Genomic DNA, 19,116 nt, shown 5'->3' with positions numbered 1-19,116 from the left:
TTTGTTGTAAAAAACATTACACACGACGCTTGCTGCCGTGAATAATAGCGCCAAATTCGGTGAATGTTTTAAATAACAACAAATTTAGCCTGGTGGAGAATCGAAACCATGCATCCTCGCGTCCTCGAAGTCACACAGCGGTTGGTAGAGCGCAGTCGTCCGACCCGTGAGCGGTACCTCGCCATGATCCAGGCTGCCGCCAGCGACGGCCCTCAGCGCGGCAAGCTGCAGTGTGCCAACTTCGCCCATGGTGTCGCCGGTTGCGGCTCGTCGACGGACAAGCAGCGTCTCCGTTTGATGGACCAGGCCAACGTCGCCATCGTTTCCAGCTACAACGACATGTTGTCGGCTCACCAGCCCTACGAACACTATCCCGAGATCATCAAGCAGGCCTTGCGCGAGATCGGCTCCATCGGTCAGTTCGCTGGTGGCGTACCCGCCATGTGCGACGGTGTGACCCAGGGCGAGGCCGGCATGGAGCTGAGCCTAGCGAGCCGCGAGGTCATCGCCATGTCCACCGCGGTGGCCCTGTCGCACAACATGTTCGATGCCGCTCTGCTGCTCGGCATCTGCGACAAGATCATTCCTGGCCTGATGATCGGCGCCCTGCGCTTCGGTCACCTGCCGATGATCTTCGTTCCGGGCGGCCCCATGCTCTCGGGCATCTCGAACAAGGAAAAGGCCCGCGTCCGCCAGGCCTTCGCCGAGGGCAAGGCCACCCGCGAAGAGCTGCTGGAGTCGGAGATGAAGTCCTACCACAGCCCGGGCACCTGCACCTTCTATGGCACCGCCAACACCAACCAGGTGGTGATGGAAGTCATGGGCCTGCACCTGCCGGGCTCCTCCTTCGTCAATCCCTACACCCCGCTGCGCGACGAACTCACCCGCGAAGCCGCGCGCCAGGTGACTCGCATCACCCAGCAAGGTGGCAACTTCATGCCGCTGGGCCAGATCGTCGACGAGAAGGCCATCGTCAACTCGGTGGTAGCCCTGAGTGCCACCGGTGGCTCGACCAACCACACCCTGCACATCCCGGCCATCGCCCAGGCCGCCGGCATCCAGCTGACCTGGGACGACATGGCCGACATCTCGGCAGTGACCCCGACCCTGGCCCAGGTCTATCCCAACGGCAAGGCCGACGTGAACCACTTCCATGCCGCCGGCGGCGTCAACTTCATGATCCACACCCTGCTCGAAGCCGGGCTGTTGCATGAAGACGTCAACACCATCATGGGCCATGGCCTGTCGCGCTACCTGCAGGAACCCTTCCTGGTGGATGGCAAGCTGGAATGGCGCACCGGGCGCGCCGAGAGCCTGGACGAAGACATCCTGCGTCCGGCCAGCCGGCCGTTCAACGAAGAGGGCGGTCTGCGCGTCATGCACGGCAACCTCGGTCGTGGCGTGATGAAGGTGTCGGCGGTGGCGCCCCAGCACCAGCTGGTGGAAGCGCCGGCGCGGGTCTTCCACGACCAGAGCGAGTTGGCGGAGGCCTTCAAGGCCGGCGAGCTGGAGCGCGATTTCGTGGCAGTGGTACGCTTCCAGGGGCCCAAGGCGCTGGGCATGCCCGAATTGCACAAGCTCACTCCTTACATGGGTGTGCTGCAGGATCGCGGTTTCAAGGTGGCGCTGGTCACCGACGGGCGCATGTCCGGCGCCTCGGGCAAGGTTCCGGCGGCCATCCACGTCTGCCCGGAAGCCATCGATGGCGGTCCGCTGGCCAAGGTCTGTGACGGCGATCTCATTCGGGTCGACGGTCGTACCGGCGAACTGAAGATTCTGGTCGCGGCGGACGAATGGACGGCGCGTCAGGCGGTCGAAGCGCCCCAGGGCACCGGGGTGGGTTGTGGTCGTGAGTTGTTCGCCTTCATGCGCGGCGCCATGAGCACGGCAGAATCGGGTGCCAGTGCATTTACTTCCAGCCTGGAGGCGCTGAAATGAGTTTGGCTTTGGTTGGCGACATCGGGGGCACGAATGCCCGCTTCGCTTTGTGGCGCGACGGTCGCCTGGAGGCCATCGAGGTCTTCGCCTGTGCGGATTACGCCTGTCCGGAAGACGCGGTGCGCAAGTACCTGGCGCAAACCGGGGTAGCCCTGGACGACATCACCGCCGTGTGCCTGGCCTGTGCCGGTCCGGTAGGCGAGGGCGACTTCCGCTTCACCAACAATCACTGGGTGATCAAGCGCGAGCAGTTCTGCCAGCAACTGGGCCTGACCCATCTGCTGCTGATCAACGACTTCACCTCCATGGCCTGGGCCGTGGCCCGCCTGGATCCGGCGGATTGCGTCCAGGTGCGTGACGGTGTCGCGCTGCCGACCCGGACCCGCCTGGTGATAGGTCCCGGTACCGGTCTGGGCGTCGCGAGCCTGGTGCCGAGTGGCAAGGATCGCTGGATCGTGCTGCCCAGTGAAGGCGGTCACGTCGACCTGCCGATCAACACCCAGCGCGAATTCGATATCTGGAAGATCCTCAAGCGCCAGTTCGGCAACCACGTCTCCGCCGAGCGCGTGGTGTCCGGCAGTGGCCTGGTCAACCTCTATCACGCCAGCTGCGAACTGGACGGCCGTACCGCCGCCCTGCACAGCGCGGCGGACATCTGCGAGCTGGCGCTCAAGGGCGATCCCTACGCTGACGCGGTGCTGGAGCAGTTCTTCATCTGGCTGGCACGGGTCGCCGGCAACGCCGCCCTGACCTTGGGCGCCCTGGGTGGCGTCTACATCGCCGGGGGCATCCTGCCGCGCTTCGTCGAGCGCTTCCAGAGCGGGGCCTTCGCCCATGCCTTCGCCGACAAGGGCAAGACCAGCAGCGCCTACCTGAAGGACATCCCGGCCTGGCTGGTGACGGCCGAGTACCCGGGCCTGTTCGGTGCCGGCGTCGCCCTGGATCAGACCATCGCCGAAGCACGGCAGGTCTAAGAGCCTGTTCAAAGTCTGCTGCGCGTCGGCCAAACTGCGTTAAAAATGGCCTGGGTCGCCAGCCCGGTCGGAATGCTCATTTACCACTCGTAAACCCGAGCGCGGGTCCGATCCGCTTCCTCAGCTATTTTTGCGGGGCCGCCTAGGCCTTGTTTGGCTCTAGCTCGCGAGCCTTTGAACAGGCTCTGATCCACCCGGGGCCGGGCGACTACTCAAGGTCGCCCGGCCCCGGTATGCTGCCGGCAATCACCGGTGGCTGGCCACTGGCCAAAAGACAACAAGAGCGAACATCGCCATGTCCACCCTGGGCAAATCCCTCCTGATCGTCGACGACGATGGGGAGATCCGTGAACTTCTCGACACCTATCTCACCCGCGCCGGCTACCAGGTGCGCGCCGTCGGCGATGGCCGCGAGCTGCGCCGTGCCCTGGGCGACTTCGTGCCCGACCTGCTGATCCTCGATGTCATGCTGCCCGGTGAAGACGGCTTCGCCCTCTGCCGCTGGATGCGTGAACAATCCGCCTGTCGCCAGGTGCCCATCATCATGCTCACCGCCAGCTCCGACGAGGCCGACCGAGTCATCGGCCTGGAACTCGGGGCCGACGATTACCTGGGCAAGCCCTTCAGTCCACGCGAGCTGCTGGCGCGCATCAAGGCGCTGCTGCGTCGTGCCGGCTTCGGTGAGAGCCGTCCGGCCGCGAGCGGTCTGCTGACCTTCGATGAGTGGCGGCTGGATCCGATCAGCCACCGCCTGTTCCATCGCGATGGCGAGGAGGTGATTCTCTCCGGCGCCGACTTCACCCTGCTCAAGCTGTTTCTCGATCATCCCCAGCAGATCCTTGACCGCGACACCATCGCCAATGCCACCCGTGGGCGCGAAGTCTTGCCCCTGGAGCGCATCGTCGACATGGCGGTGAGTCGCCTGCGGCAGCGGTTACGCGATACTGGCAAGTCGCCGCGCCTGATCCGCACTGTACGCGGCTCCGGCTATCTGCTGGCCGCCGAGGTCAGTGGACTGGTCGCCGATGCGGTCTAGCGGTCCCTGCGCACGGCTGGTGCCACGTTCGCTGCTCGCGCGCATGCTGCTGCTGACCCTGCTGGCGGTGCTGCTGGCCCAGGGCGCCTCGGCGCTGTTCTGGTCCGCCTCCCTGCGCAGTGATCGCAACCAGGGCCTGCAGACCGCCGCCCGCAGCCTGGGCTACTCCATCGCCGCCAGCGTGCGCTATTTCAGCCTGCTGCCACCGGCCTACCGGCCGCTGGTGCTGGAGCAACTGCGCAACATGGGTGGCACCCGCTTCTTCGTCTCGCTTAACGAAAAGCCGCTGACCATGCAGGCGCTGCCCGCGACCCCGGGACGGCGGGCGGTGCTCCGGGAAGTCGAGGCGGTGCTGCGTGAACGCCTGGGCGCCACCATGCCCATGTACGTGGAATTCATCGCTCCGCAACAGCTGCGGTTGTTCAACGGCGCCGTGGCGCTCGACGAGCTGCCGCGTTCCTGGGCCCACTACGCCCTGAGTCTGGAGCCTCTGGAGCCGCCGGTACTGGTTACCCAGATCCGCATCGGCGAAGGGGAGTGGGTGTATCTGGCGACCCTGATGCCGGCGCCTTACTACAGCCTCGACGAATCCTGGCTGCCGCTGCAGCAGCTGTTGTTCATGATCTTCAGCAGCGCCTTCCTGCTGCTGTTCATCGGCCTGCTGATCCGCTGGCAGAGTCGCCCGCTCAAGCGGCTGTCGCGGGCCGCACGGGAGCTGTCGCTGGAGGTCCATACGCCGCCGGTACGGGAGGAGGGTGCCCAGGAAATCCGCGAGGTCACCCGCGCCTTCAATGCCATGCGCGAACGCATCGCTCGCTATCTCGACGAACGCGCGCAACTGTTCAGCGCCATCTCCCATGACCTGCGTACCCCCATCACCCGCCTGCGCCTGCGTGCCGAACTGGTGGACGACGAAGTGATGCAGGCCAAGCTGGTGCGCGACCTGGACGAGCTGGACCTGCTGGTCAAGGGCGCCCTGCAATGCGTGAAGGACACCGACATCCACGAAAACCTGGAGCCGGTGGATCTGCAGGCGCTGCTGATGCAGCTGGTGGAACCCTTCACCCAGGAGCAGCCGCCACGGGTGAGCCTCACCGGCGAGGTCCGGGGCAGCCTGCTGGGCAAGCCGCTGGCGCTCAAGCGATGCATCGGCAATCTGCTGGACAACGCCCTCAAGTATGGCTATCGCGCCCACCTGCAGGTGGAAGACGACGGCCATACCTTCGTCCTGCACGTCGACGACGAGGGGCCAGGCGTGCCGGAACAGGAGCTGGAGCAGGTCTTCCAGCCCCATGTGCGGCTGGCTACCGATCGGCACGGCTACGGACTGGGCCTGGGCATCGCGCGTAACCTGGCCCATGCCCACGGTGGCGAGGTGGAGCTGCGCAATCGTCGCGAAGGGGGCCTGAGGGTTACCCTGACTCTGCCGCGTGCCTAGTATTTAGTCCGACCTTATGTCACAAAGTCGTGACAAATCTCTTTCCCTTCGTTACCCAAAAACGCAGTCGTCTGACTAGACTCGGGCCAGCTCCGATAAAAACAACAAGGAACGACCCCCATGAATGCGTTGAATCGTCTCGCTCTCGCCGTTTCTCTCGCCTGCGCTACCGTCGTTGTCCCGCTGACCGCCCATGCCGGTGAGGTCGAGGTCTTGCACTGGTGGACCTCCGGTGGCGAGGCCCGCGCCGTCGATGTGCTCAAGCAGCTGATGCAGAAGCAGGGCGATACCTGGAAGGACTTCGCCGTGGCCGGTGGTGCCGGTGAAGCCGCCATGACCGTGCTCAAGACCCGCGCCGTCTCCGGCAATCCGCCTTCGGCCGCCCAGCTCAAGGGGCCGGATATCCAGGAGTGGGCCAGCATGGGCTTCCTGGCCGACATCAGCGACATCGCCAAGCAAGGCAACTGGGACGGCATCCTGCCCAAGCGCGTGGCCCAGACCATGCAACATGAAGGCGAGTACGTCGCCGTTCCCGCCGGTATCCATCGCATCAACTGGCTGTGGATCAACCCCGCCGTGTTCAAGAAGGCCGGCGCCAAGGTCCCCACCAACCTGGACGAATTCTTCGAAGCCGCCGACAAGCTCAAGGCTGCCGGCGTCGTGCCCCTGGCCCACGGCGGCCAGAACTGGCAGGACGGCACCATCTTCGAATCCCTGGTCATGGCGATCATGGGCCCGGAAGGCTATGACAAGGTCTTCGTGCAGACCGATGCCGACACCATCCGCAGCGACCAGATGGTCGAGGTGTTCAAGACCTTCAAGCGCGTCAAGGGCTATGTCGATCCCAACGCCGCCGGCCGCGACTGGAACCTGGCCACCGCCATGGTCATCGAGGGCAAGGCGGGCATGCAGATCATGGGCGACTGGGCCAAGGCCGAATTCGCCGCGGCTGGCAAGAAGCCGGGTGTCGACTACGAGTGTGTGGTGATGCCGGGCACCCAGGGCGATTTCATCTACAACATCGACTCCCTGGCCATGTTCAAGCTCAAGAACAAGGACAACCAGAAGGCCCAGGACGACCTGGTGCGCACCGTCATCGACAACCCCTTCCAGGAGGTGTTCAACCTCAACAAGGGCTCCATCCCGGTGCGTAACGACATCGACCTCGCCAAGTTCGACAGCTGCGCCCAGCAGTCCGCCAAGGACTTCCAGGCCGCCAACGCCGACGGCAAGGCCGAACCGAGCATGGCCCACAGCATGGCCAATACCAGCTACGTGCAGGGCGCCATCTTCGATGTGGTGACCAACTTCTTCAACGACGCCAACGCCGATCCGAAGAAGGCCACCGAGCAACTGGTCGCCGCCATCCAGGCTGCGAAGTAAGGCCGGTCGCGGCTAAACCGTAGGTTGGGTTAAGACGGCTCCATCGTCGAAGCCCAACATTGCCGGCCCCGAGGCAATGTTGGGCTGCGCTGCGCTCAACCCAACCTACGACGGCCCGCCATCGCCGCGATCAACCTGATACCTGGTCTCTAGATAATACCACCCCTGGGAGTGCCTCATGGCTCTTACCGAAACCCTTCCCACCGTAGCCGTCAGTCGACGGCCGGACCGGCTGCAGCGCCTGCTGCCCAAGCTGGTACTGGCGCCCACGGCCATCGCCATGGTCGTCTGCCTCTACGGCTACATGCTGTGGACGGCGGTGATCTCCTTCACCAATTCGCGCTTCCTGCCCAGCTACAACTTCGCCGGCTTCGCCCAGTACGCCCGGCTGCTGGAGAACGATCGCTGGCTGGTGGCCTGCAAGAACCTGGCGATCTTCGGCGGCCTGTTCATCCTGCTGAGCCTGGCCATCGGCGTCTTCTTCGCCATCCTGCTGGACCAGCGCATCCGCCGCGAGGGCTTCATCCGCACCATTTATCTCTACCCCATGGCGCTGTCGATGATCGTCACCGGCACCGCCTGGAAGTGGTTGCTCAACCCCGGCCTGGGCCTGGACAAGCTGCTGCGCGACTGGGGCTGGGAGGGCTTTCGCTTCGACTGGCTGGTGGACCCCGACCGGGTCATCTACTGCCTGCTGATCGCCGCCCTCTGGCAGGCTTCGGGCTTCGTCATGGCCATGTTCCTCGCCGGACTGCGCGGAGTGGACTCGTCCATCCTGAGGGCTGCCCAGGTCGACGGGGCAGGGCTGCCGACCATCTACCTGCGCATCGTCCTGCCCAGCCTGCGGCCGGTGTTCTTCAGCGCGGTGATGATCCTGGCCCACATCGCCATCAAGAGCTTCGACCTGGTCATGGCCATGACCGCGGGCGGGCCCGGCTACGCCTCGGATCTGCCGGCGGTGTTCATGTACCAGCACACCTTCACCCGCGGCCAAATGGGCCTTGGTTCGGCAAGTGCCGTGTTGATGCTCGGCGCGGTGCTGGCGGTGCTGGTGCCCTATCTCTACTCGGAATTGCGGAGCAAGCGAAATGGCTAAGGCTCTGAACGTCAATCGCGTGGCCATCCACGCCACCCTGATCATCGCCTGCGCGGTCTATCTGGTACCGCTGCTGGTGATGCTGCTGACCAGCTTCAAGACCCCGGACGATGTCCGCACCGGCAACCTGCTGAGCCTGCCGCTGGACTGGACGGTGATCGGCTGGCTCAAGGCCTGGGACGTGGTGCACAGCTACTTCTGGAACTCCTTCCTGATCACCGTCCCGGCGGTGCTGATCTCCACCTTCATCGGCGCGCTCAACGGCTACGCCCTGTCGAAGTGGCAGTTCCGCGGCTCGAACCTGCTGTTCAGTCTGTTGCTATTCGGCTGCTTCATTCCCTTCCAGGTGATCCTGCTGCCGATGTCCTTCACCCTCGGCCAGCTGGGCCTGGCCAACACCACCGCCGGCCTGGTGCTGGTGCACGTGATCTATGGCCTGGCCTTCACCACGCTGTTCTTCCGCAACTACTACGTCGGTATCCCCGATGCCCTGATCAAGGCGGCGCGGCTGGACGGCGCGGGTTTCTTCACCATCTTCTTCAAGATCCTGCTGCCGCTGTCCACGCCCATCGTCATGGTCAGCCTGATCTGGCAGTTCACCCAGGTGTGGAACGACTTCCTGTTCGGCGTGGTGTTCGCCAGCGGCTCGTCGCAGCCCATCACCGTGGCCCTGAACAACCTGGTCAACACCAGCACCGGTGCCAAGGAATACAACGTCGACATGGCCGCCGCCATGATCGCCGCGCTGCCGACCCTGCTGGTCTACATCTTCGCGGGTAAATATTTCGTCCGGGGCCTGACCTCGGGCGTGGTCAAAGGATAAGGAAGGCCACCATGGCAGCTCTCGAACTCAAAAGCGTACGCAAGACCTACGGCAACGCCGCCCAGGAAGCCCTCAAGGGCATCGACATCCGCATCGACGCCGGCCAGTTCCTCATCCTGGTCGGGCCTTCCGGCTGCGGCAAGTCCACCCTCATGAACGCCATCGCCGGCCTCGAAGACATCAGCAGCGGCGCCATTTGCCTCGATGGCGAGGACGTTACCCAGGTCGAGCCCAAGGACAGAGACATCGCCATGGTGTTCCAGTCCTACGCCCTCTACCCGACCATGACCGTGCGCGAGAACATCGCCTTCGGCCTGAAGATCCGCAAGACGCCCAAGGAGCAGATCGACGCCGAGGTGGCGCGGGTCAGCAAGCTCCTGCAGATCGAGCATTTGCTGGAGCGCAAGCCGGCGCAACTCTCCGGCGGCCAGCAGCAGCGCGTCGCCATGGGCCGCGCCCTGGCCCGGCGGCCCAAGCTCTATCTGTTCGACGAGCCGCTCTCCAACCTCGATGCCAAGCTGCGGGTGGAGATGCGTACCGAGATCAAGCTGATGCACCAGCGGCTGCAGACCACCACCGTCTATGTCACCCACGACCAGATCGAAGCCATGACCCTGGGCGACCGGGTGGCGGTGATGAAGGACGGCGAGGTGCAGCAATTCGGCACTCCCGAGGAGATCTATAACGATCCGGCCAATCTCTTCGTCGCCAGCTTCATCGGCTCGCCGCCGATGAATTTCGTGCCGGTGCGCCTGGAAGCCCGCGAGGGCAGGGTGGTCGCCCGGGTGACCGGCGACACCGGTGACAGCCAGGTGGAATTGCCGGAACTCGATCCGGCACTGGCTGGCCGAGAGGCTATCCTTGGAGTGCGCCCGGAACAGATCCAGTCTGCGCACCCGGCGGACAACACCGTGCCAGGCATCCTGACGCGGGTCCAGGTGGTCGAGCCGACCGGGCCGGATACCCTGTTGTACGCGGAGTGGAACGGCACCAAGGTATGCTGCCGCGTGGCGCCGGGCGAAGCCCCTCGCGCCGGCGACCAGGTGCTCTGGCGCATAGATCCGCGACGGGCGGTATTGTTCGACCCGGCGAGTGGTCGACGACTTTCTTGAACGTGGCTCATGGCTGAAACGTTACAGCAATGGTAAGGTCCGCCCGCCGCCGCGCCTGACGTCGGGTCGCGGCCCTACCAGAGGCCTGGGGACGCCCCCCTGGCCGCCGTGACAGACAGGAGAACAAGAATGGCACTACCCCGAGTCGTGGTCTTTGGCGAAGCCCTTACCGACATCGTCCAGGGCAATCCTGGCGAATGGCGCGGTTACCCGGGCGGCGCCCCCTGGAATGTGGCCCGTGGGCTGGCCCGGCTCGGCGTCGAAAGCGCCTTCGGTGGCGCCATCAGCCAGGACGGCCTGGGCGACGAGATCGCCTGGCAATCGGAAACCGCCGGGCTCGACGGGCGCTTTTTACAGCGCGTCGCCGCCGATCCCCTGGTGGCCATCGTGCCGTCCAGTCGTCCACCGCGCTATTTCTTCGCCGGTGAAGCCGACCTGAAATTCGATCCGGCGCTGCTGCCCGCGGGCTGGCTGGACGCCGCCGAAGTCTGTCATTTCAGCTGCATCAGTCTGGCCCGCTATCCGCTGGCCGACACCCTGCTGGACCTGGCGCGCCAGGCCAAGGCCGCCGGCAAGCGGCTGAGCTACGATCCCAACTGGCGTAACCTGATGGACGACCGCTATCGCCAGCAGACCTTTCCCGAGCTGGTGCGCCTGGCCGACGACATCAAACTGTCCGACGAGGACATCCGCCAGATCTATCCCGGTCTGGACGAGCGCGCCGCGCTGGACGAACTGCGCGCCCTCAATCCCCAGGCCCGCATCCTCTTCACCCGCGGCGAACACGGCCTGGTGCTCTACACCCCGGACGGTGAATGGCAGCAAGCCGCCATCGCCGTGGACGTGATCGACACCGTGGGGGCGGGCGACGCCAGCATGGCCGGCTGGCTGGCCTCGGGCCTCTTGGGTCTGACCGATCTGCAGCAGCGCCTGAGATTCGCCGCCGCCAGCGCCTCCGTGTCCTGCCGCCACGCTGGCGCCTATGCACCGACCCGGGCCGACGTCGAAGCCCTGCTGCAGGTGAGCCCCCACTAGAGCGCTTTCTCACAACAACAATAGCCGCCAAGGAAACCCGATGGACTTCCCCGATTTTCGTCGTCGCGACACCCTGCTGGAGCACGTCCGCCAGACGCTGGCGTTCTATCACCCCCGCTGTGTCGATCCGCAAGGCGGCTTCTATCACTTCTTCAAGGACGACGGCACGATCTACGACCGCCAGACCCGCCATCTGGTCTCCAGCACCCGCTTCGTCTTCGATTTCGCCATGGCCTATCGGCACTATGGCGATCCGGCCTTTCTCGACGCGACCCGCCATGGCCTGAGATACCTGCGCGAGCGGCATCGCCAGGCCAACGGCGGCTATGCCTGGCTGCTCGATGGCGACACCGTGGTGGATGGCACCAACCATTGCTACGGCCTGGCCTTCGTGGTGTTGGCCTATGCCCACGGTCTCCAGGCGGGTATCGAAGAGGCACGTGGCTGGCTCTGCGAAGCCTGGGAATCCCTGGAAACTCATTTCTGGCGCGAAGCCGATGGCCTCTATGTCGACGAGATCAGCGCCGACTGGCAGACCGTCTCGCCGTACCGCGGCCAGAACGCCAACATGCACGCCTGTGAAGCTCTGCTGGCCGCCTTCGAGGCCAGCGGCGAGGTGCGCTACCTGGATCGCGCCGAGACCCTGGCGCGCAACATGACCCAGCGCCAGGCAGCGCTGACCCAGGGGCAGGGTGGGGTGGCCGATCAGGTCCCCGGCGGCCTGATCTGGGAGCACTACCACAGCGACTGGTCCATCGACTGGGACTACAACCGCGACGACCCGGCCAACCTGTTCCGCCCCTGGGGGTTCCAGCCGGGGCACCAGATCGAATGGGCCAAGCTGCTGCTGATACTCGAACGCCATCGCCCCCAGCCCTGGCTGCTGCCGCGGGCCAAGGCGCTGTTCGACATCTCCTGGCGCCTGAGCTGGGACGCCGAGCACGGCGGTCTCTACTACGGCTTCGCCCCGGATGGCTCGCCCTGCGATCCGGACAAGTACTTCTGGGTCCAGGCCGAGGCCCTGGCCGCCGCGGCGCTGCTGGCCGACCGCAGCGGCGACGACCGTTACTGGCAACACTATGAAGCGCTCTGGCGCTACAGCTGGGAGCATTTCATCGATCACGAGCACGGCGCGTGGTGGCGCCTGCTCGACCGTCGGAACCACAAGTACTCCGACGACAAGAGTCCGGCCGGCAAGGTCGACTACCACACCATGGGTGCCTGTTACGAAGTCCTCAACGTCCTGCCGTAAGTATTAGAGACGCGGGTTTCGGGCCCTGGGTGTCAACACTTCTATAAAAAGGGATCTCAGTAATGAACAGTCAGAAGCTCAAGAATCGTTGGGGTATCGCACTGCCCCTGGTCTCCGCGCTCGCCCTGGCGGTGGCCGGTACCGTCCACGCCGCACCCCAGGCCAACCCGGGTGGCAACTTCAGCGGGGTGAACAACACCGAGGCTGCCTTCCAGCCGCTGGGCAACACCATGACCGGCGACTGGGGTGGCGTGCGCAAGGACCTGCGCGACAAGGGTTGGGACATCAAGCTCGAATACGTGGGCGAGGGCGCTACCAATCTGCGCGGCGGCTACGATGACGATCGCACCGGTCGCTGGAGCTCCCAGTACATGTTCGGCCTGTGGGGCGACATGAACAAGATCGCCGGCTGGGAGAACTCGGTGTTCAAGCTCGCCATCACCTCCCGTGACGGTCGCAACCTGACCGACGACCGCATCACCGATCCGCGCGTCGGCGGCTACTCCTCGGTGCAGGAAGTCTATGGCCGCGGCCAGACCTGGCGTCTGACCCAGCTGTGGCTGTCCAAGGGCTTCTTCGATGGCCGTCTGGACATCAAGGCCGGTCGTTTCGGCGAAGGCGAGGACTTCAACTCCTTCGAGTGCGACTTCCAGAACCTGGCGTTCTGCGGCTCCCAGGTCGGTAACTGGGAAGGCGTCTGGTACAACTGGCCGGTCAGCCAGTGGGCCCTGCGCGTCAAATACAGCCTGACCCCCGAGTTGTTCGTGCAGGTCGGTGCCTACGAGCAGAACCCCTCGCTGCTGGAGACCGGCAACGGCTTCAAGCTCAATGGCAGCGGCACCAAGGGTGCGGTCCTGCCGGTGGAGATGGTCTGGTCGCCCAAGGTCAATGGCCTGCCGGGCGAATACCGCGTTGGCTACTACTACAGCACCGCCAAGGCCGACGACGTCTACGAAGACGTCAACGGCAATTCCGCTGCCCTCACCGGTCTGCCCTACAAGGAACATTCCAGCAAGCATGGCTACTGGATCGTGGCTCGCCAGCAGGTGACCGCCCACAACGGCGACCCGAGCCGTGGTCTGTCGGTGTTCGCCAACTTCACCGCCCATGCCAAGGACGTCAACAAGGTCAGCAACTACGTGCAGGCCGGCCTGGTGTACAAGGGCCCCTTCGACGGTCGTCCCAAGGATGACATCGGCTTCGGCGTCGCGCGCATCAGCACCAACAGCGACTTCCGCGACAACCAGCGCGCCCTCAACCAGGCCGCCGGTGCCACCGACTATGACGATCCGGCCTTCACGCCGCTGCAGCACAACGAGTACGACGCCGAGATCTATTACGGCGTCCACGTCACCAACTGGCTGACCCTGCGCCCCAACCTGCAGTACATCAAGAATCCGGGTGGTGTCCGTGAGGTCGACAATGCCGTGGTGGGTGGCCTGAAGGTTCAAGCAGTCTTTTAAATCGCCCCCATAGCCCGCCCTCCAGCCGGATGGCGCTGGCCAAGGCCCTGCAGTCGTTATACTGCAGGGCCTTTTTCATTTCCGAGGTTGCCGTGGGTAAGGTCGAAAGTCCCTGCATCAGCCAATGCAAGATCAAAGACGAAGTCTGCCAGGGATGTGGCCGCAAACGCGCCGAGATCAAAGGATGGAAGGAGATGAAGGACCGCGAGCGCAAGGAAGTCATCGACAAGTCCAGGAAGCGCCTGAAGAAGCTCAAGAAGGGCTGAGTCGATTCCGCCATCACCGTAGGTTGGGTGGAGCGCAGCGAAGCCCAACGCTGCCCAAGCCGACCCCGCACTGTTGGGCTTCGACGATAAAGCCATTTCAGCCCAACCTACGGCTGAAAAGCTGAACGCCTACTCGGATTGCCCCCTCTCCCTTTGGGAGAGGGTTGGGGTGAGGGCGCCCCTCATCATGAACTCACCGGTGGAAAAGGCTGCGCCGTTTTCCACGCTACGTTTGCTCGCGGCCATCGACCATCTTTCGCTACTCCCGCTCCACCTCATCCAGCAACCCCATGAACGCCTGGGCCGCATTCGAATGGGTGCGCTCGGTATGCAGGATGTACCCCAGCCGCCGTTGCAGCTGGATACCCGCCAGCGGCAGCCGGCGTACCTGGTCATCCAGCAGGGTACGCGGCAGCACGCTCCAGGCCAGTCCGATGGACACCAGCATCTTGATGGTTTCCAGATAGTTGGTGCTCATGGCGATATTGGGCGTTAGCCCCTGGGCATCGAACAGGCCATGGACGATCAACCGGGTAAAGGTATTGCCGCCGGGAAACACCGCCGGATGCCTGGCCACATCGGCCAGGGTGACCTGTTCCTGGTTCGCTAGCGGATGCTCGGGCGCCGCCACGAAATCCAGCGGATCGTCCCACACCGGCACCGCCCGGATGGGCGCCGCGGTCTGGGGCGCCAGGGTGATGATCGCGAGTTCCACCCGGCCATGCAGGATCTCGTCGTAGGCCGCTTCCGAGTCGAGAAAGCGGATGTCCAGCGCCACTTCCGGATACTCCCGGGTGAAGCGTCTGAGGATCGGTGGTAGTCGATGCAGACCGATATGATGACTGGTCGCCAGTGTCAGGCGGCCGCCGATGGCACCATTGAGATTGGTCAGGGCACGGCGAGTGTCATCGATCACGCCTAGAATCTGATAGGCGCGGGGGAGCAGGGCGCGGCCGGCCTCGGTAAGGCTGACCTCGCGGCCGATGCGATCGAACAGGCGCAGGTCGAGTTGCTGTTCCAGGGCGGCGATGCGCTTGCTCACCGCCGGCTGGGTCAGGTGCAGGCGCTCGCCAGCGTCGGAGAAGCCGCCCGTTTCGGCCACGGCGACGAAAGCATTCAGATTGGCGAGGTCCACGACTTCGAATTCCTGTTGGTTATGCGCTTCATGAAAAAGATGAATTTGTTTCATGCGAGCCTAGCGCGGTATCTTTGACCCCACAAGCACCAAGGGCATGCCAAAGGCCCGTGCCGCTCCACGCCTGATGAGGAATCGATCCATGGCTGGCAAGACGCTCTACGACAAACTCTGGGATATGCACCTGGTCAAGCAGCGCGACGACGGTTCCGCGCTGCTCTACATCGACCGCCACATCATCCACGAAGTGACCTCGCCCCAGGCCTTCGAAGGCCTGCGTCTGGCCGGCCGCAAGCCCTGGCGCCTGGACGCCAACCTCGCGACCCTCGACCACAACGTGCCCACCACGCCCGATCGCAAGGAAGGCCTCGACTCCATCAAGGACGAGACCTCGCGCATCCAGGTCAAGACCCTGGACGAGAACTGCGACGACTTCGGCATCACCCAGTTCAAGATGAACGACGTGCGCCAGGGCATCGTCCACGTGATCGGCCCGGAGCAGGGCGCTGTCCTGCCGGGCATGACCGTGGTCTGCGGCGACTCCCACACCTCCACCAACGGCGCCTTCGCCGCGCTGGCCCATGGCATCGGCACCTCCGAGGTCGAGCACGTGCTCGCCACCCAGTGCCTGGTGGCCAAGAAGATGAAGAACATGTTGGTGAAGGTGGAGGGTGAATTGCCCTTCGGCGTCACCGCCAAGGACATCGTCCTCGCCATCATCGGCAAGATCGGCACCGCCGGCGGTAACGGCCATGCCATCGAATTCGCCGGCAGCGCCATCCGCGCCCTGTCCATGGAAGGCCGCATGACCATCTGCAACATGTCCATCGAGGCCGGTGCCCGGGTCGGCATGGTTGCCGTGGACCAGACCACCATCGACTATGTCGAGGGGCGTCCCTTCGCCCCCACCGGTGCCGTCTGGGAGGCCGCCGTGGCCGAGTGGCGCGGCCTGGTGTCCGACGCCGACGCCCACTTCGATACCGTCGTCGAACTCGACGCCGCCCAGATCAAGCCGCAGGTCAGCTGGGGCACCTCGCCCGAGATGGTCCTGGCCGTCGACCAGCAGGTGCCGGACCCGACCCGCGAAGCCGATCCGGTCAAGCGTGGTTCCATCGAGCGCGCCCTGAAATACATGGGTCTCAAGGCCAACCAGCCGATCACCGACATCGTGCTGGATCGCGTCTTCATCGGCTCCTGCACCAACTCCCGTATCGAAGACCTGCGCGCCGCCGCCGCCGTGGCCAAGGGTCGCAAGGTCGCCGCGACCCTCAAGCAGGCGCTGGTGGTGCCGGGCTCCGGCCTGGTCAAGGCCCAGGCCGAGCGTGAAGGGCTGGACAAGGTATTCATCGAAGCCGGTTTCGAGTGGCGTGAGCCGGGCTGCTCCATGTGCCTGGCGATGAATGCCGACCGCCTGGAAAGTGGCGAGCACTGCGCCTCCACCTCCAACCGCAACTTCGAAGGCCGTCAGGGCGCCGGTGGCCGTACCCACCTGGTGAGCCCGGCGATGGCCGCCGCTGCCGCCATCGCCGGTCGTTTCGTCGACGTCCGTGACTTCGCCAACGCCTGAGGAGCCTGATCATGCAAGCCTTCACCCAGCACACCGGTTTGGTCGCGCCCCTGGATCGCGCCAACGTCGATACCGATCAGATCATTCCCAAGCAATTCCTCAAGTCGATCAAGCGGACCGGTTTCGGCCCCAACCTGTTCGACGAGTGGCGCTACCTGGATGTCGGCCAGCCCGGCCAGGACAACAGCAAGCGGCCGCTCAACCCCGAGTTCGTGCTCAACCAGCCGCGCTATGCGGGCGCCAGCATCCTCCTGGCCCGCGAGAACTTCGGCTGCGGCTCCAGTCGTGAGCACGCGCCCTGGGCCCTGGATGGCTACGGCTTCCGCTCGGTGATCGCCCCCAGCTTCGCCGACATCTTCTTCAACAACAGCTTCAAGAACGGCCTGCTGCCGATCATCCTCAGCGATGCGGACGTCGACGAGCTGTTCCGCCAGGTCGAGGCCAACGAGGGTTACCAGCTGGTGGTCGACCTCGAAAGTCAGACCGTGCGCCGTCCCGACGGTGTCGCGCTGCCCTTCGAGATCGATGCCTTCCGCAAGCACTGCCTGCTCAACGGCCTGGACGACATCGGCCTGACCCTGCAGGATGCCGACGCCATCGCCAGCTTCGAAACCCGCTATCGCCAGAGCAGTCCCTGGATGTTTCCCAGCGCTTGAACCCAGCCGCCGATCCAGCGATCGGCGCTCTCCCGGAGGCTCCATGAGCGGTGAACACGAGCAACACGTACAGCAGCAATTCGGCGCCACCGCCGAGGCCTATCTGACCAGTGCCGTCCACGCCCAGGGGGCCGAACTCCTCGAACTGCGTGACGCGGTCGCCCGGCGCGAGAACGCCAAGGTGCTGGACCTCGGCTGCGGTGGCGGTCACGTCAGCTACAACGTGGCGCCCGTGGCAGGGCAGGTGGTCGCCCTGGACCTGGCCGAAGAGATGCTCTCGGTGGTCAAGCGCAGCGCCGCCGAGCAGGGCCTGGACAACATCAGCGTCCAGCCCGGCATGGCCGAGCACCTGCCGTTCGGCGATGCCAGCTTCGACTTCGTCTTCAGCCGTTACTCCGCCCACCACTGGCGCGACATCGGCGCGGCCCTGCGCGAAGTGCGTCGGGTACTGCGGCCTGGCGGCGAGATGGCCATCATCGACGTGGTCTCGCCGGCCAACCCGCGCCTGGACACCTACCTGCAGACGGTGGAGATCCTGCGCGACATCAGCCATGTGCGGAACTACTCCCTGGCTGAGTGGCATCGGCTGCTGGATACTGCGCGCCTCGGCGTGACCCGCTGCGTACGCCAGCGGCTGCATCTGAACTTCGCCAGCTGGACCGAGCGCATGCGCACGCCCGAGCCCCAGTGCCAGGCCATTCGCAGCCTGCAGAAGAAAATCGGCCAGGAAGTGCGCCAGTATTTCGAAATCGACCACGACGGCTCCTTCACCGTCGACGTCATGGTTCTCTGGGCCCAGCCCATCTGATTTGGAACAGGAAAAGACAATGAGCAAGCAGATCCTCATCCTGCCGGGCGACGGCATCGGTCCAGAGATCATGGCCGAGGCGGTCAAGGTGCTGGAGAAGGTCAATCATGACTACGACCTGGGCTTCGAGCTGGTCCACGACGACCTGGGCGGCGCCGCCATCGACCGCTACGGCGTGCCCCTGGCCGACGAGACCCTGGCCCGTGCCCGCGCCGCCGATGCCGTGCTGCTGGGCGCCGTCGGCGGTCCCAAGTGGGACAAGCTCGAGCGTGACATCCGTCCCGAGCGCGGCCTGCTGAAGATCCGCTCCGCGCTGGGCCTGTTCGGCAACCTGCGTCCGGCCATCCTCTATCCGCAGCTGGCCGAGGCGTCCACCCTCAAGCCCGAGGTGGTGTCGGGTCTGGACATCCTCATCGTTCGCGAACTGACCGGCGGCATCTACTTCGGCTCGCCGCGCGAGACCCGGGTGCTGGAGAATGGCGAGCGCCAGGCCTTCGATACCCTGCCGTACAGCGAAGGCGAGATCCGCCGCATCGCCCGCGTCGGTTTCGACATGGCCCGCCTGCGTGGCAAGAAGCTCTGCTCGGTGGACAAGGCCAACGTGCTCGAATCCAGCCGCCTGTGGCGCGAAGTGGTGGAGGAGGTGGCCAAGGACTACCCGGACGTCGAACTCAGCCACATGTACGTCGACAACGCCGCCATGCAGCTGGTCCGGGCGCCCAAGCAATTCGATGTGATCGTCACCGACAACATGTTCGGCGACATCCTCTCCGACGAAGCCTCGATGCTCACCGGCTCCATCGGCATGCTGCCCTCGGCCTCCCTGGATGCCCACAACAAGGGCATGTACGAACCCTGCCACGGCTCGGCGCCGGACATTGCCGGCAAGGGCGTGGCCAATCCGCTGGCGACCATCCTGTCGGTAGCCATGATGCTCAGGTACACCTTCGGCGCGGCCGAGGCTGCAGCAGCCATCGAGACCGCCGTGGGCAAGGTGCTCGACCAGGGGCTGCGGACCGGTGACATCTGGTCGGAAGGCAAGCAGCGGGTCGGTACCCGTGAGATGGGCGAGGCAGTGGTAGCCGCCCTCGGAAGGCGTTAATCTGATCGGCCGCCGGGGGAGGCGGCCGTCCT

General features: G+C 64.8%; 17 protein-coding genes. 16 read left to right on the top strand and 1 reads right to left on the bottom strand.

Annotated features, from left to right (window positions below):
* Positions 1-108: 108 nt before the first annotated feature.
* The 12 genes from edd to CCZ28_RS05915 all read left to right on the top strand — a co-directional run bounded on the left by edd (position 109) and on the right by CCZ28_RS05915 (position 13,816).
* Complete coding sequence (gene edd / locus CCZ28_RS05970) at positions 109-1,938, top strand: phosphogluconate dehydratase (RefSeq protein ID WP_140216781.1); 1,830 nt, start codon at positions 109-111, stop codon at positions 1,936-1,938.
* Entirely contained in the window at positions 1,935-2,912 is a 978-nt protein-coding gene (locus tag CCZ28_RS05965) for a glucokinase (RefSeq protein WP_140216779.1), read from the top strand. The genes edd and CCZ28_RS05965 overlap by 4 nt, the downstream gene beginning before the upstream one ends.
* A gap of 295 nt (positions 2,913-3,207) precedes the next feature.
* Positions 3,208-3,948, top strand: a complete 741-nt coding sequence (locus CCZ28_RS05960; RefSeq protein WP_140216778.1) for a response regulator — start codon at positions 3,208-3,210, stop codon at positions 3,946-3,948.
* The gene (locus tag CCZ28_RS05955; protein ID WP_140216776.1) at positions 3,938-5,386 is read left to right on the top strand and encodes an ATP-binding protein; all 1,449 of its coding nucleotides are present in this window, start codon (positions 3,938-3,940) and stop codon (positions 5,384-5,386) included. The genes CCZ28_RS05960 and CCZ28_RS05955 overlap by 11 nt, the downstream gene beginning before the upstream one ends.
* 120 nt (positions 5,387-5,506) lie before the next feature.
* A complete protein-coding gene (locus CCZ28_RS05950) occupies positions 5,507-6,769 on the top strand; it encodes an ABC transporter substrate-binding protein (protein WP_140216774.1) in 1,263 nt (420 codons plus the stop codon).
* Positions 6,770-6,947: 178 nt separating this feature from the next.
* Positions 6,948-7,865 carry a carbohydrate ABC transporter permease gene (locus tag CCZ28_RS05945; protein WP_140216772.1) on the top strand — a complete coding sequence of 306 codons (918 nt, stop codon included), beginning with the start codon at positions 6,948-6,950 and terminating at the stop codon, positions 7,863-7,865.
* Positions 7,858-8,688, top strand: a complete 831-nt coding sequence (locus tag CCZ28_RS05940; RefSeq protein WP_140216771.1) for a carbohydrate ABC transporter permease — start codon at positions 7,858-7,860, stop codon at positions 8,686-8,688. Before CCZ28_RS05945 ends, CCZ28_RS05940 begins: the two co-directional genes overlap by 8 nt.
* 11 nt (positions 8,689-8,699) lie before the next feature.
* The gene (locus CCZ28_RS05935; RefSeq protein ID WP_140216769.1) at positions 8,700-9,800 is read left to right on the top strand and encodes an ABC transporter ATP-binding protein; all 1,101 of its coding nucleotides are present in this window, start codon (positions 8,700-8,702) and stop codon (positions 9,798-9,800) included.
* Between the two features lie 129 nt (positions 9,801-9,929).
* The gene (locus CCZ28_RS05930; RefSeq protein ID WP_140216767.1) at positions 9,930-10,835 is read left to right on the top strand and encodes a carbohydrate kinase family protein; all 906 of its coding nucleotides are present in this window, start codon (positions 9,930-9,932) and stop codon (positions 10,833-10,835) included.
* A gap of 40 nt (positions 10,836-10,875) precedes the next feature.
* A complete protein-coding gene (locus tag CCZ28_RS05925; RefSeq protein ID WP_140216765.1) occupies positions 10,876-12,087 on the top strand; it encodes an AGE family epimerase/isomerase in 1,212 nt (403 codons plus the stop codon).
* 53 nt (positions 12,088-12,140) lie between these two features.
* Complete coding sequence (locus CCZ28_RS05920) at positions 12,141-13,550, top strand: carbohydrate porin (protein ID WP_437179207.1); 1,410 nt, start codon at positions 12,141-12,143, stop codon at positions 13,548-13,550.
* Between the two features lie 29 nt (positions 13,551-13,579).
* A complete protein-coding gene (locus CCZ28_RS05915; protein WP_240795236.1) occupies positions 13,580-13,816 on the top strand; it encodes a DUF1289 domain-containing protein in 237 nt (78 codons plus the stop codon).
* 259 nt (positions 13,817-14,075) lie between these two features.
* Here CCZ28_RS05915 and CCZ28_RS05910 read toward each other — a convergent pair whose 3' ends face one another.
* Entirely contained in the window at positions 14,076-14,951 is an 876-nt protein-coding gene (locus CCZ28_RS05910) for a LysR family transcriptional regulator (RefSeq protein ID WP_140216761.1), read from the bottom strand.
* A 142-nt stretch (positions 14,952-15,093) separates the two neighbouring features.
* Here CCZ28_RS05910 and leuC point away from each other — a divergent pair, with 142 nt between their 5' ends.
* From leuC to leuB, 4 genes are read left to right on the top strand one after another with little or no spacing between them, the layout of a single operon-like run.
* Entirely contained in the window at positions 15,094-16,518 is a 1,425-nt protein-coding gene (leuC, locus tag CCZ28_RS05905; protein WP_058762553.1) for a 3-isopropylmalate dehydratase large subunit, read from the top strand.
* Positions 16,519-16,529: 11 nt separating this feature from the next.
* A complete protein-coding gene (leuD, locus tag CCZ28_RS05900; RefSeq protein ID WP_058762554.1) occupies positions 16,530-17,174 on the top strand; it encodes a 3-isopropylmalate dehydratase small subunit in 645 nt (214 codons plus the stop codon).
* Between the two features lie 43 nt (positions 17,175-17,217).
* The gene (locus CCZ28_RS05895; protein ID WP_058762555.1) at positions 17,218-17,982 is read left to right on the top strand and encodes a class I SAM-dependent methyltransferase; all 765 of its coding nucleotides are present in this window, start codon (positions 17,218-17,220) and stop codon (positions 17,980-17,982) included.
* A 19-nt stretch (positions 17,983-18,001) separates the two neighbouring features.
* Entirely contained in the window at positions 18,002-19,084 is a 1,083-nt protein-coding gene (gene leuB, locus CCZ28_RS05890; RefSeq protein WP_140216759.1) for a 3-isopropylmalate dehydrogenase, read from the top strand.
* The last annotated feature ends 32 nt before the right edge of the window (positions 19,085-19,116 follow it).

This window comes from Pseudomonas oryzihabitans (assembly GCF_006384975.1).
GTDB classification, from domain to species: domain Bacteria; phylum Pseudomonadota; class Gammaproteobacteria; order Pseudomonadales; family Pseudomonadaceae; genus Chryseomonas; species Chryseomonas psychrotolerans_B.
The sequence above is the reverse complement of the archived record's forward strand: the minus strand, read 5'-3'. Positions and strand labels throughout refer to the sequence as shown.